The sequence below is a fragment of the Nakamurella alba genome (assembly GCF_009707545.1).
GTDB classification, from domain to species: Bacteria; Actinomycetota; Actinomycetes; order Mycobacteriales; family Nakamurellaceae; genus Nakamurella; species Nakamurella alba.
In genome coordinates, this window is the sequence record NZ_WLYK01000020.1 from 17736 (window position 1) to 31101 (window position 13366).

14 protein-coding genes are annotated in these 13366 nt (G+C 72.5%); 9 read left to right on the plus strand and 5 right to left on the minus strand.

The window, feature by feature from the left end; all coding sequences use genetic code 11:
* Positions 1 to 25: 25 nt before the first annotated feature.
* Positions 26 to 520: a hypothetical protein gene (locus GIS00_RS26270; protein ID WP_154771443.1), complete on the plus strand. Its 495-nt coding sequence runs from the start codon at positions 26 to 28 to the stop codon at positions 518 to 520.
* A gap of 33 nt (positions 521 to 553) precedes the next feature.
* Here GIS00_RS26270 and GIS00_RS26275 read toward each other — a convergent pair whose 3' ends face one another.
* A complete protein-coding gene (locus GIS00_RS26275; RefSeq protein ID WP_154771444.1) occupies positions 554 to 1375 on the minus strand; it encodes an alpha/beta hydrolase in 822 nt (273 codons plus the stop codon).
* Between the two features lie 137 nt (positions 1376 to 1512).
* On the opposite strand from GIS00_RS26275, the gene GIS00_RS26280 reads away from it, so the two are divergent.
* The 8 genes from GIS00_RS26280 (at position 1513) to GIS00_RS26315 (ending at position 8291) form a co-directional block, all read left to right on the plus strand.
* Complete coding sequence (locus tag GIS00_RS26280) at positions 1513 to 2274, plus strand: TetR/AcrR family transcriptional regulator (RefSeq protein ID WP_154771445.1); 762 nt, start codon at positions 1513 to 1515, stop codon at positions 2272 to 2274.
* Complete coding sequence (gene rnhA / locus GIS00_RS26285) at positions 2271 to 2768, plus strand: ribonuclease HI (protein ID WP_196073483.1); 498 nt, start codon at positions 2271 to 2273, stop codon at positions 2766 to 2768. The genes GIS00_RS26280 and rnhA overlap by 4 nt, the downstream gene beginning before the upstream one ends.
* Positions 2769 to 2887: 119 nt before the next feature.
* Positions 2888 to 3193, plus strand: a complete 306-nt coding sequence (gene rpsF, locus GIS00_RS26290) for a 30S ribosomal protein S6 (protein ID WP_322098484.1) — start codon at positions 2888 to 2890, stop codon at positions 3191 to 3193.
* A gap of 4 nt (positions 3194 to 3197) precedes the next feature.
* Positions 3198 to 3722, plus strand: coding sequence for a single-stranded DNA-binding protein (locus GIS00_RS26295; RefSeq protein ID WP_154771446.1), 525 nt, complete (start codon positions 3198 to 3200; stop codon positions 3720 to 3722).
* A gap of 92 nt (positions 3723 to 3814) precedes the next feature.
* The gene (rpsR, locus tag GIS00_RS26300) at positions 3815 to 4051 is read left to right on the plus strand and encodes a 30S ribosomal protein S18 (RefSeq protein WP_154771447.1); all 237 of its coding nucleotides are present in this window, start codon (positions 3815 to 3817) and stop codon (positions 4049 to 4051) included.
* 28 nt (positions 4052 to 4079) lie between these two features.
* Positions 4080 to 4538 (plus strand): 50S ribosomal protein L9, encoded by a 459-nt coding sequence (gene rplI / locus GIS00_RS26305; RefSeq protein ID WP_154771448.1) that lies wholly within the window; start codon positions 4080 to 4082, stop codon positions 4536 to 4538.
* A 229-nt stretch (positions 4539 to 4767) separates the two neighbouring features.
* Complete coding sequence (locus tag GIS00_RS26310; RefSeq protein WP_154771449.1) at positions 4768 to 5679, plus strand: hypothetical protein; 912 nt, start codon at positions 4768 to 4770, stop codon at positions 5677 to 5679.
* A gap of 269 nt (positions 5680 to 5948) precedes the next feature.
* The gene (locus GIS00_RS26315) at positions 5949 to 8291 is read left to right on the plus strand and encodes an EAL domain-containing protein (RefSeq protein WP_196073480.1); all 2343 of its coding nucleotides are present in this window, start codon (positions 5949 to 5951) and stop codon (positions 8289 to 8291) included.
* Between the two features lie 123 nt (positions 8292 to 8414).
* On the opposite strand, the gene GIS00_RS26320 is transcribed toward GIS00_RS26315, so the two are convergent.
* The 4 genes from GIS00_RS26320 to GIS00_RS26335 form a co-directional block, all read right to left on the minus strand.
* On the minus strand, positions 8415 to 9347 hold the full coding sequence (locus GIS00_RS26320; protein ID WP_196073481.1) for a universal stress protein: 933 nt from the start codon (positions 9345 to 9347) through the stop codon (positions 8415 to 8417).
* On the minus strand, positions 9344 to 10828 hold the full coding sequence (locus GIS00_RS26325; RefSeq protein WP_154771452.1) for an APC family permease: 1485 nt from the start codon (positions 10826 to 10828) through the stop codon (positions 9344 to 9346). The genes GIS00_RS26320 and GIS00_RS26325 overlap by 4 nt, the downstream gene beginning before the upstream one ends.
* Positions 10829 to 10944: 116 nt before the next feature.
* On the minus strand, positions 10945 to 11553 hold the full coding sequence (locus tag GIS00_RS26330; RefSeq protein WP_322098485.1) for a histidine phosphatase family protein: 609 nt from the start codon (positions 11551 to 11553) through the stop codon (positions 10945 to 10947).
* 85 nt (positions 11554 to 11638) lie between these two features.
* A complete protein-coding gene (locus tag GIS00_RS26335; RefSeq protein ID WP_322098486.1) occupies positions 11639 to 13144 on the minus strand; it encodes an FGGY-family carbohydrate kinase in 1506 nt (501 codons plus the stop codon).
* Positions 13145 to 13366 lie beyond the last annotated feature (222 nt).

Below are 13366 nucleotides of genomic sequence, written 5' to 3' on the forward strand. Positions count from 1 at the left end.
GGCCGGGACGGAACTGCTCGCCGGGGTGGATCTGCTCGACCCGGCTGTGCTGCGGCGGCATCTGGACGACTCGGTGGCCTTCTGGCGGATCGACAAGGACCGGGAGCTCGCCGCGCTGTACTGGTACGGGCTGTCCCGGGTGCTGCTGGAGCCGGCGGCCCGGCAGGGGCTCTCCGCGGATCCCCGGTCACTGGTGCTGTCCCGCTCCCACGGCTTCTTCGTGCGCGCCCACGCCCTGGCGCCGGCCGGGCCGGAGGACCGGGCCGGACTGTGGGCGCTGATGGCGTCGCTGGTCGGCGTGGCCGGGACCACGACCGCGGTGCTGTCCGCCCTGGCCACCGACTCGATCGGCACGTTGTCGGCCGGGAAACCTGCTGCCGCTACCGCTCTCGCCGACCGGCTGGGTCTGGCCCCGCCGGCATTCCGGCCGGACGGGACCCTGCGGCGACGGTCCTGCTGCCGCATCCTGGCCACCCCGTCCGGCACCCTCTGCTCGGCCTGCCCGGCCCGCGGCGGCTGAACCGCCGGGCCGGGCTCGGCGTCGGTCCCGCAGTCAGACCTGTTGCGGCACCGCGTGTTCCAACGCCCAGTCCAGGGCGAGATCGGCGATCTCCTCCCACCCGTCCTGGCTCACCAGCCGGTGGGTGCGGCCGGCGAACTCGCGGTACTCCACGACCGCCGAACTGCCGGAGGAGCGGTAGCGCTTGACGATCGCCTTGGCGATGGCCGGCGGCACCACGTGGTCGATCTCGCCGGCGATCACCAGCAGCGGGGCCCGATCGGCGCGACCGAAGTCGACCTTGCTCGGGCCGCGACCCAGCACCGCGGAGGACACGCCCTCGAAGAACACCCGGTTGTAGGAGTTGACGGCCTGGTCCTGCCAGATGGCGTCGGACGCGGCCCGGTCGAGGTCGTTGCCGAAGGTGAAGTGGAAGTGGCCCTTGGAGATCGGCTTCGCGCCGTTGCGGGCGAAGGGGTTGCTCAGGATCGGGAAGCCGGTGCGCACGGTGGACAGCGGCAGGGTGCGGATGCCGGCGGGCTGTCCGGGGGCGACACCGACGTACGCGACGCCGAGCCCGCGGTCGGCCAGGATCTGGGTGAGCACCCCGCCGAAGCTGTGGCCCATGATGATCGGCTTCTCCGGCAGCGCCCGGATGATCCGCTCGTAGTGGTCGGCGATCTGCTGCAGTCCGATGCCGCGCAGGGCCTCCGGGTGCTCGCGGATGTCGGCGACGTCGCGGTCGTCGATCCCGGGCCACCCCGGGACGATCACCTCGTGGCCCAGCGCGCGGTACCGCTCCGCCCAGGTCTCCCAGCTCTTCGGGGTCATCCACAGGCCGTGGATCAGGACGATCGGGGTCTTGGTGCTGCTCATGACGCTCTCCTCGGGTCGGCCACCTGCACCGGAACGGTGAAAGTGGAACGGTCGTTCTTGTTCTGCTGGAACAGATCGTGGACCCGTGCGATTCCCGCGTCAAGCAAAAAGAGACAGATCGTTCTACAATCACTCGTATGGCAGCGAAGGGCGGTGCGCGGACCACCAGGAAGACGCCCGACGGCGGATCGGCGGCCCGGGAGCGGTTGCTCCGGACGGCGGTCGACCTCTTCTACGCGGAGGGGATCCACGCGGTAGGTGTCGACCGGATCGTCGAGGCGGCCGGCATCACGAGAGCGACCTTCTACCGGCACTTCCCGGGCAAGGAGGACCTGGTGCTGGCCTACCTGGACGCCGAGGACGTGGCGATCCGGGCGGCCTTCGCCGCCGCTGCCGGATCCGGTGCGACCCCGCGCGAGCTGCTCGGTCTGGTCATCCACGAGCTGGGCGAGGACGTGGCGCGCCGGCACACCCGCGGCTGCCCGTTCATCAACGCCGCCGCGGAGTACCCGGATCCCGGCAGCGGGGTCCGGGAGCGGGTGCGGGAGCACCGGGAGTGGTTCCGGGCCACCCTCGAGCAGCTCGCCGCCGCCGCCGGGGTGCCGGACCCGGTGACCGCTGCCGGACAGCTGGTGCTGCTCCGGGACGCGGCGATGGTCGGCGGCTACCTGGACGGCTGGGAGCGGGTGCGGGACGCCTTCACCGCCGCGGCGATGACCGCCGCGGGTCTCGACGACGGCACCGGGCCGGTCACCGGACCCGTCGGCCGGACCGGGTCGGTCAGCGGGCCCGACGACGAACCCCCGTCCGCCGCCGCACCCGTCGGTGGTGCAGTGCCGGCCGCCACCCGCGCCGACGTCACCGCTGCGGCCGGGTCGACCGCTACCGTGCCCTCGTGACCGACGAGCCCAGCACCGCCCCCGCACCCGGCGCCGCGCCGACATCCGGCACCGTCGAGATCTGGACGGACGGGGCCTGCAAGGGCAACCCCGGCGTCGGCGGGTGGGGTGCACTGCTGCGCTCCGGGTCGCACGAGAAGGAGCTGTGGGGCGGCGAAGCGGTCACCACGAACAACCGGATGGAGCTGTTCGCGGTGATCCAGGCGCTGCGGGCGCTGAAGCGGCCCTCGGACGTGGTGCTGCACGTCGACTCCACCTACGTGATGAAGGGCATCTCCGACTGGATCGCCGGCTGGAAGCGCAACGGCTGGCGCACGGCGGCGAAGCAGCCGGTGAAGAACGACGACCTGTGGCGGCTGCTCGACGAGGAGGTCGCCCGGCACCGGGTGCGCTGGGTGTGGGTCAAGGGCCACGCCGGCGATCCCGGGAACGAGCGCGCCGACCAGCTCGCCAACCGCGGGGTGGACGACGTCCGGTCCGGAGCACGCTCCTGAGCTGGTAGGCTGACCTGCGGTTCCGGCCCGTCCGATCCTTCGGCGGGCCGTTGCTGTGTCAAGGATCCATCCTCCTGCCACGGAAAGCCCGTGGCCGAACGAGTCCACAGGAGGTGCACGTGAGCGTTTCCACCGCTCCGCGTCACTACGAACTGCTGCTCATCCTCGACCCGAGCCTCGACGAGCGGACCGTGTCCCCGTCGATCGACACGTTCCTGAACGTGATCCGCCAGGGCAACGGCACCGTCGAGAACGTCGATGTCTGGGGCCGCCGCCGGCTGGCCTACGAGATCAACAAGAACGCCGAGGGCATCTACGCGGTGATCTCGGTCAACGCCCCCAGCGCGACCGTCAGCGAGCTGGACCGCCAGCTCAACCTGAACGAGTCCGTGCTGCGGACGAAGATCACCCGGTCCGGGAAGTAAGACCATGGCCGGTGACACCGTCATCACCGTGGTCGGGAACCTGACCGCCGATCCGGAGCTGCGTTTCACCGCTTCCGGTGCGGCGGTCGCCAACTTCACCGTCGCCTCCACTCCTCGCACCTTCGACCGGGCGAGCAACGAGTGGAAGGACGGGGAGGCTCTCTTCCTGCGCTGCAACATCTGGCGCCAGGCTGCCGAGAACGTCGCCGAGTCGCTCACCCGCGGCTCGCGGGTGATCGTCAGCGGCCGGCTCAAGCAGCGGTCCTTCGAGACCAAGGAAGGCGAGAAGCGCACGGTCATCGAGCTGGAGGTCGACGAGATCGGCCCCTCGCTCCGCTACGCGACCGCCAAGGTCAACCGCGCCGCGCGCGGTGAAGGCGGCGGAGGGGGCGGGGGCTACGGCTCCGGCTCCGGTGGCGGCGGCGGGTACTCCGGCGGCGGTGGCCGGTCCTCCGGTCCGGCGGACGACCCCTGGGGGTCGGCGCCGGCGGCCGGTGGCGGCGGCTACTCGGACGAGCCCCCCTTCTGATCCGCGGTGCGCACCGGGTCCCCTCCCCGGTGCGGCACAGGGCGTGAGCCCATTCCCCTTACTTCTGAACGTTTCTCATACCGGAGACATCAATGCCCAAGCCCCCCGTCCGCAAGGTCAAGAAGAAGGTCTGCGCCTTCTGCAAGGAGAACGCGCAGCCGATCGACTACAAGGACACCAACCTGCTGCGCAAGTTCATCTCGGACCGCGGCAAGATCCGTGCCCGCCGGGTGACCGGCAACTGCACCCAGCACCAGCGGGACATCGCCGTGGCCGTGAAGAACGCCCGCGAGGTCGCCCTGCTGCCGTACACCTCGACCGCCCGCTGATCGCGGCAGAGCGAAAGGGACGACTGACATGAAGCTCATCCTGACCGCCGACGTGCCCGGCCTGGGCGCTCCCGGCGACGTGGTGGAGGTCCGTGACGGCTACGGCCGCAACTTCCTCCTCCCGCAGCAGAAGGCCATCCTCGCCACCAAGGGTGCGGAGAAGCAGATCGCCGGCATCAAGCGGGCGCAGCTGGCCCGCGAGATCCGCGGTGTGGAGCACGCGAACGAGGTGAAGCAGGCCCTGGAGTCGTTGGGGGCCAAGCTGACCATCACCGCGCGCACCACCACCGACGGCAGCAAGCTGTTCGGCTCGATCGGTGCCGCGGACGTCGCGGCCGCGATCAAGTCCGTCGGCGGCCCGGCGCTGGACAAGCGCTCCATCGACACCAACGGCCACATCAAGTCCGTCGGTGCGCACGCGGTGAAGGTGACCCTGCACCCGGGTGTCGTCGCCGCGCTGACCGTCACGGTCGTCGGCGGGGAGTGACCCCCGCCCGGACCTGATCCGGACATCACCGCAGCCCCTGTCCCACACGGGACGGGGGCTGCGGTGTTCTCCGGTTGCTGACGGCTCCGGTCCTTCGACGGTGCCCGATGGTCGCGGGGTCGCGGAGCCGCGGTCGTTGTCGTGCTGCGGTGGTTCGTGCCGTGGTGGTCGCCCGCGCGGTGGCGCGGGCGATGCAACCCCGCGGCGCCGTTCCCTCGTCCTGTCGGTCATGCGCACCCGCTTCGTCGCCCTTGTGCTCCTGGCGTTCGCCGCTGCGGCCGCCTGCGCCGCACCGCCCACCGCGGGGACCCCCGCCCCGGTGACCTCCGTGTCGGGCAGTGCCGGAGTCAGCGGCGGCGTGGGCACCGCCGTGCGACCCGACCCGCTGACCGGCCCGGCCGAGGGTGCCGCACCGATCTTCTGGCTGCGCACCGTGCCCGGCTACTACTGCAGTGTCCGCGGCACCCTGGTGCCGTCATTGGTGCTGTACTCCGACGGCACGGTGCTCTCGACCGACGGCATCGGCGCCCACTGCGATCCGCTGCCGACGGTCCGGATCGGTTGGCTGGACCCGGATGTCGCGGAGGCGCGGCTGGCGGAGTACTTCGCCTCCCCGGAGGCCGCCGTCGACATGACCGACCTGCAGGTCACCGACCTGCCGTTCGCCACCCTGGTGCACCGGCCGGTGGGCGGACCCGAGCGGACCGTCGGCCTCTACGGCCCCGGGGCCGAGGAGTACGTCGACGATCTCGACATCAGCACCCGGGAACGCGAAGCGCGGCAGGCGTTCTCGGATGTCGTCGAGGGCATCCGGACCGATGCCGCGTTGGCCGGTAACTGGCAGCCGGAGCAACTCTCGGTCACCCGGCTGGCCGCCGACGAGGGCGACCCGGCAGCATCTGCCCTCTCCTGGCCGCTGAGCTCCGCGGAGTGGCGGGACTTCCTGCTCGACGATCCGGCGGCCGGTGGTTCCGCGGCCGACGATCGGTGCCGGGCGGCCCTCGGCGCCGAGGCGACCGAACTGCTCGCCGCCCACACCGGCGACACCGCGGGCCGCTGGCGGACCGGTGCCACCGAGGTGCCGGTGGCGCTGGGACTGGTGCTGCCGGGCGCCGCTCCCTGTTCGGACGACGCCTGGTGACCGACCTGCCGGAGGTCTTTCACTCCAAGGGCTGACGTGACGCCACGACTCCCTGGCGCCGGGTACTCGGCGTGATCATTGGCCGGATGGTGTGACCTCCTGTCACACACCTGGTCCGAAAGTGTGTAGCGCACTGCTGATCACACCTTCGCTACGACCCCGGCGTGCGGGAAAAGAGGGATCAACCCACTCGATGTTCGCCCGCCGCGGATTGACCGGTGACGCTGCGCATGCGACTGTGCAGTCTCCGTCACCGCCCGGTGGACGGAATGACCGACCAGTCGAGCGGATCCGCCATGGACAGGAGCGGGACCGTTCCGGTGCCACGCCCGGTCGCGCTGGTACCGGCCGCGGCCCTGGGGGTGGGGTGTCTCGCCGTCCCCGCACTGGCCGCACTGGGTGCGGCCGGGGTGCTGCCGACCGGTCCGGTGGTCGCGATCGGGCTGCTGCCCCTGCTGATCAGCTGGGGTGTGGCGATCGTCCGTTGGCAGGCGTGGGACCGGCGCAGTGTGTGGACCGGGCTGCTCGGGCTGATCGGCGTGGCCCTCCCGCTGGCCGTCGGGATGACCGGCCGGCCGGCATCCGTCGTCGCGGCGCTCGGCCACCTGTTGATCCTGCTCTGCCTGCTCGAGGTCACCGTGCGGGGGCTGCAGCGGCATCCGGAGCAGGCCCGCGGTGCCCGGCTCTGGATCGAGTACGGCATCGTCGCCCTCGCGGCCGCGGCCTGTCTGGTCGGGATCGTCCCGGGGATCCTCGCCGACGACCCCGGCGGCCGGTGGTTCGACGTACTCGCAGCCGTGCTGGCCGCGGGCGCGACCGCGATGGCGGTGCTGCTGCTGGCGTGCTGGACCTGGTCCCCCGGATGGGCGCTGTGGGCGCTGGGCATGTTGACCGTGGCCGCATCCCGGGTGGTGTCGGGCGCGGAGTCGGTCCACGCCATCGGGGTGCTGGCCGGTGGCCTGCTGGTGGCCGCATCCTCGGTGCACCCCGATCTCGGGCGCGCGCTGGCCGGGCTCGCCAGGTGGCGGCCGGACCGGGCGTGGCAGCGCAGCCTCTGGCTGTGTTCCGCCTTGGCCGTCGGCACCGTCGGGATCGCCCTCCACCACGGTGCGTCCGGCTGGTCCGAGGTGGCCGGTCCGGTGCTGGCCGCGGTGGCGGTGCTGCTGCTCGGCGTGCGGGCGCGGTTGCTGGTGGCCGGGATGAGTGCCCCTCGGGGCGATCTCGTCCGGGCCCCGTTGGACTCCGTCGGCGCGGCGGCGTGGTTGTCGTCCATCCAGCCGATGGACGAGGGCACCGTCGAGGTGGGCGCGGTGGCGGTGGTGACGATGCTCGACGTCCGGGCGCCCGAGGAACCGGAGGCCGAGCTCGACCGGCAGGTGCTGGACCGGCTGTCGGGTGCGATCACCCTGGAGTCCGGAGGCGCCGGTGGCCCGGACCGCTGGGCGCTGGCCCGGCACGGTGAGGTGCTCCACCTGATCCTGGCCCGCCGCGGCCACCGCTCCGATGCCGGCGCCGGCGACCACCCTGACAGCGCCGACAGCGCTGATACTGCAGCACGACTGGCGCGGCTGGCCGGCACCGTCGACGGCCTGCTGGCCGCCCCGTTCCGGATCGACGGGGTGCCGGTCCGGGTCGACCACGCGGTCGGCTGGGCGCACCGGACCGCGACGGCCACCCGACGACCGAACGGCGTGGTGGGCGACGCGACCTGGGCCGCCCGGACGGCTGCGCCCGGCCGTCCCGCGGTGTTCGATCCCGTGCACCGCACCGCCATCCGGCGGCGTGCCGAGATCGGCGCACTGCTGGACCGGTCGCTGACCGCGCTGAGCACCGGCACCCCGGCGCACGTGGCCGAGTCCGGCTTCTCGATCGTCTTCGAACCCGTGGTGTCACTGCGCGACGGCGAGACCGTCGCGGCCGAGACGCTCGCCCGGTGGCGGGCACCGGGTATCGGTCCGGTGTCGCCGGGGGAGTTCATCCCGATCGCCGAGCAGAACCGGAACATCACCGCCCTCGGCGACTGGGTGCTGGGCGAGGCGTGCCTGCGGGCGGCCCGCTCGTCGGCGGTCCGGGCCGTGGCGGTGAACCTGTCCGGTGACGAGCTGGTCCGGCCGGATCTCTACGGCCGGGTCATGCGGGCGCTGCACAACGCCGGCCTGGACCCGAGACGGCTGATCCTCGAGGTCACCGAGACGGTCGTCGACGCAGCGGTGGACGCCGGTGCCGGAGCACTGAAGAGCCTTGCCGCCAAGGGGGTCTCGCTGTACCTCGACGACTTCGGGGCGGCGTCGTCGGGGCTGGCCCGGCTGGTCGCCCTGCCGTGGTCGGTGATCAAACTGGACCGCTGGTTCCTGTCCGGGCTGACCCGGGACTCGCAGCGGGCGGCGCTGGTCGGCTCGATCGCTCAGCTGGCCCGGCGGCTCGGTGTCGACACCCTGGCGGAAGGCGTCGAGGACGTCCGGACCCTCGAGCTGGTCCGGGATCTCGGCTGTGACCTGGTGCAGGGCTGGGTGTTCGGGCAGGCGCGGGCCACCCTCGCGCAGGCCTGGCAGCAGCACGTCCCGCGCGACTTCCAGCTGGCCGCCAGGGTGCCGGCCCCCGGCAAGGCCTGACAGGTCCTCGTCCGCACCGACATTCCGCAGCTCCGGGACGCCCCGGCCCCCGGTCCCTGCCGGTCCCTCCCGTCCTGACCGGCCGGACAGGGCCGCTCCCGGGTCCGGGCTCCCGCTCCGGCCTCACGGACCCTCGGCCAGGACCTCCTGGGCGGCCACGGCATCCGGGACGACCAGCACCGGGACCGGCGCGTGCCGGACGATCTTCAGCGCCTTGGAGCCGAGGAACACCCGGGCCAAGGGCCCTTGCGAGGACGATCCGACCACCAGGATCTCACCGGGCTCCCAGTCGATCTCGTCCACCGCCTCGGACCAGCCGCGCCCGGTGCCCAGGGCGGTGGTGGTGCCGTCCGGCAGCCGGCCGTGCGCGGCCAGATCCTGTACCGCACGCTCCTGTGCCTGCAGCACCTGTGCGGTCCACTGGTCCAGCACGGCATCCTCGGCGCCGAAACCGATCTCGGGCGGGTACATGGTCCGGCCGCGGACCCCGAAGGTGGCGATCCGCAGCGGCACGCCGAGCCGGCGGGCCCAACCGGCAGTGGCGTCCAGCATGCCGGCGCAGTCGTCCGTGGCGGCGTAGGAGAAGGTGATCCGGCCGACGGTGCCGCCGGCGGCGTTGCGGTACCCGCGGGGGGCCACGGCGACCGGCATCGGGGACGAGTGCAGCAGCGGGTCGGCGGTGGCGCCGATGACCACCTGGCCCAGCGCGCCGTCCGGCGACGACCCGAGAACGATGAGGTCGCAACCGGTCTCCTGCGCCTGGGCGACCAGGGTGCGCGGGATGGACCGGCCGGGCACGGCGCGGACGTCGACCTCGAGATCCGGTGCCGCGATCGCCAGGTGCTCCCGGGCCCGGTTCGCGGCGACCTCGCCCTGCTGCCGGGACCAGTCGGCGAACTCGGCGTCCACCCGGGCCATCGACGGCGTGGACCACGGCTGCGGGACGACGGTGGCCACGACCAGCGGCTCGACGGTCCCGGACCGCGCCAGCTGCGCCCCGAGGTCCAGCGCCGCCCGGCCGCCTTTGTCGGGCAGGTAGCCGACCAGGATGCTCACGGGAGCTTGCGCCCCTCGTGGATGATCGACGGGAGGCTCTTGCCGAGCACGGATCCCCGCCGTCCGCGGATCACGTAGTAGAGCAGTACCAGCAGGATCCAGCCGACGAAGACGAGGATCGTCACCAGCCGCAGCCCGGCGATCAGGTACAGGCAGGCGGCGATGGTGATGATCGGGGTCACCGGGTAGCCGGGCACCTTGAACGGCCGGTGCAGGTTCGGCTCCCTGCGGCGCAGCACGATGATGCCGATGGAGACGATGGTGAAGGCGCCCAGGGTGCCGATCGAGGTGGACTCCCACAGGTAGTCCGACGGCACGAAGCCGGCGACCAGGGCGATCGCGATCGCCACCACCCAGGTGTTGAAGGTCGGTGTCAGGGTGCGCGGGTTCACCTTGGCGAACCGCTCGGAGATCAGGCCGTCCCGGCCGATGGCGAACAGGATGCGGGTCTGGCCGTACAGGGTCACCAGGGTGACCGAGAAGATCGAGATCACGGCGCCGGCGGCGAGGATCGTGGCCCAGACGTTGCTGCCGGTGACGTTCTGCAGGATCACCGCGAGTCCCGCGTCCTGCTGCTCGGCGGAGCCGAACTCCGCGGCCGGCTGGGTGCCGAGACCGGAGACGGCGACCAGGATGTAGAGCGTGGTCACGATGGTGAGCGCCAGCAGGATGGCCCGCGGCATCGTCTTCTGCGGGTTCTTCACCTCCTCGCCGGCGGTGGAGATTGCATCCAGGCCGATGAAGGTGAAGAAGATGATGCCGGCGGCCGCGGTGATGCCGGTGACGCCCTCCGGGGCGAACGGGGTGAAGTTGTCGGCGTTGAAGGCGGTGAAGGCGATGCCGACGAACATCACCAGCACACCGACCTTGATGACGACCATGATCGCGTTCAGCCGGGCCGACTCGCTGGCCCCGCGGACCAGCAGGGTGGCGCACATCAGCACCAGCACCATCGCCGGCAGGTTGACGATGCCGGTCTCGCCGCCGTCCACCGGGATCGGCGCGCGGGAGAGCGCGTCCGGGATGCTGAAGCCGAACAGGTTGTCCAGCAGCGCGTTCAGGTAGCCGGACCAGCCGACGGACACCGCCGCCGTCGAGACCCCGTACTCCAGCAGCAGACAGCCGGCCACCACCATCGCGATGATCTCGCCGAGGGCGATGTAGGCGTAGGAGTAGGTGGACCCGGAGACCGGGATCGCGGAGGCGAGCTCGGCGTAGCAGAACGCGGCGAGACCGGCCACCAGGCCGGCCAGCACGAAGGAGATGATCACCGAGGGCCCGGCGTCGGGGACCGCGTCCTGCAGGATGAAGAAGACGCCGGTGCCGACGGTCGCGCCGACGCCGAACATGGTGAGCTGGAACGTGCCGATCGTCCGCTTCAGGCCCGGGGTCCCCTCACCCCCGTGACCCTCCTCGGCCTCCGTGGACTGGACGCTCTTGCGGAGCCAGATCTGTTGCGACAGACGTGCGGGGCCGGTCATGCGTGTTCCCCCCATCTCGTACGTGAACGCGATGCCCGGGGCGCCGGGAATTCAGGGAACCAATCAGAGAAACGGAGCGCGGTCAAGGGTCACCCGTTCGCGTGCCGCTGGTGTCGTCAGGGGAGTGGCACGTTGAACGAGAGCAGGGCGGCGCGGCCGCCGGTGAACCGCAGCCGGGTGAGGGTGCCGTTGTCGAGCCGGGGCAGCACGATCCGGTAGTCGGCGAGCGGGATGCCGAGCAGCGAGCACAGCGCGAGCCGGAACAGCGTGTTGTGGGCGACCACCAGGACCCGGCCGTCGGGATGGGCGGCCACGATGCCCTGCAGTGCCGCCACCGCCCGGGCAGCCGCTCCCGCGGTGGGCTCCGCCTCCGGGAAGGCGCCGGCGACCGGGTCGGACTCGAACGCCCGGGCGACATCCGGCAGCTGCTCACGGATCTCACCGATGGTGAGGCCCTCCGCGACCCCGAAGTGCACCTCCCGCAGGTCGTCGACGACCACCGGCTCGGCTCCCAGCGCGGCGGCGACCGGTGCGGCCGTCTCCCGGGCCCGGCGGACCGGGGAACAGTAGAACGCGTCCGGCCGGTGGGCGGCGGCCCAGGTCGCCAACTGCTCGGCCTGTCGCCGGCCGACGTCGTCGAGGTCGACGTCACTGCTGCCGGCATAACGGTTCTCGGCGTGCCAGACGGTCCTGCCGTGCCGGGAGAGGATCAGTTCGGTGCTCACGGTTCTCCGGTTCTCGGGTCTGGTGCGGGTCGGTGTGATGCCGTGGGTGGCGGGCGCCGGATGGCGGCGGGCTCGGACCGGGGACTCACCCGACCAGCCACCCGCGGGTGCGCAGGGCCGCCTCGAAGGCGTCGTAGGAGTCGTCGAACCGAGCGGCCCTGACGGGGTCGGGGTGGTAGGTCCGACCCACCCGCACCATCCGCTCGGCCGTGGACGCGACCTCGCCCGGGCCCGCCGCGGCGAGAACCGCTGCGCCGACGCAGGCCTCGGAGCTCTCCATGATCCGGACCGGCACACCGAGCAGGTCGCAGCGGAGCTGGTTCCAGTACTCGTTCGCCGTGCTGCCGCCGGAGAAGCTGACCGGTCCGGCGACCTGTGCGCCGAGCGCGGCGAGCCGCCGGTAGGCGAGCCGCTCGGTGAAGGCGATGCCCTGGAGGATCGCGCCGAACCGGGCGGCCCGCCCCTCCGGGACCCCCTCACTGAAGCCCTCCGCGCCGGCGGCGGCGAACGGGAACCGCTCGCCGGCCGTCGTCAGCGGGTAGCAGACACCCGGGATCACCTCGAGATCCGCTGCCTCGGCCGTGATCCGACCCAGGTCGACGCCGGCGAACTCGCGGCCGACGATGCCGGCACCGATGTTGGAGGCGCCGCCCGGCAGCCAGCCGCCGTCCGGGCTGCGGTGGGCGTAGACGGCGCCGGTCGGATCGACGAGCGGCGCCGACGAGGTGCCCTTGATGACCAGCGTGGTGCCGAGGGCGGAGCTCCAGGTGCCCGGACGCAGCGCGCCGCCGGCGATCTGGGCGGCGCACCCGTCCGTGGTCCCGGCGCGCACCGGTGTTCCGGCCGGGATCCCGGTCTCCTCCGCGGCCCGGTCGCCGACCGTGCCGATCGGCGCCGACGGCAGTACCAGGCCGGGCAGTACGGCCGGGTCGATGCCGAGTGCGTCGAACACCGCCGTCGGCCAGGCGATGTCGACCAGGTCCGCACCGGTCTTCAGCGCCTGGTTGATGTCGGTGGGTGTGGCGAGGCCGGTCAGCCGGGAGTTGATGTGGTCGCCCTGGTGCACCACTCGCCCGCCGGTCGGGACGAGACCCGCTGCGAGCAGCCACATCACGCGCGGCAGTGCCCAACTGCGCTGCAGGGTGATGCCGGCCCGTGCCCACACATCGGCCCCGGCGGCCGCGGCGGTCGGCGCCAGGTCACCGGCCCGGCCGTCGTCGTACATGATCCCCGGGGTCACCGGACGCAGGTCCGGACCCTCCACCAGCACCGTGCCCGAGGTGGCATCCACCGACACCCCGGCGATCGGGCGATGGTCCCCGCTCTCCCGGACGCTCGCGATCACCTGCCGGCTGACCGCGCGGACCGCGGTCCACCAGTCGTCGGGATCCTGCTCGTGCCGGTCCCCCTCACGCCTGCTCCGTAGTGGGTGGGTGGCGGTTGCGACGGTGCCGGCCGCTGTCGATCCGGGGCGGGCAGCCGTTCCCGGGTCGGCCGGCGCGTCGCCGATCGCCACCAGGGCCGCGCGGACCCCCTGGGTCCCGAGATCGATGCCCAGGTACAGGGCGTCGGGATCCGGTCGGTGCAGCACGTGCTCTCTCCTGCTGGGGTCCGGATCCCTGTCGGTGCTCCGGGCCCCGGGTCCGGGTCGGGTGTGGCCTCGGGGGCTGCCGCGGATGGGCCGGATGAGGTTACCGCGCCGGCCGCAGGTGTCGTTCCGGTCACAGCACCGTCAACGCGAGGTGTACCTGCGGTGTCGGTGCGATCGCCACGCGACACGCCCGGCGACGCGCCGACCGGGCGGAGGAATCAG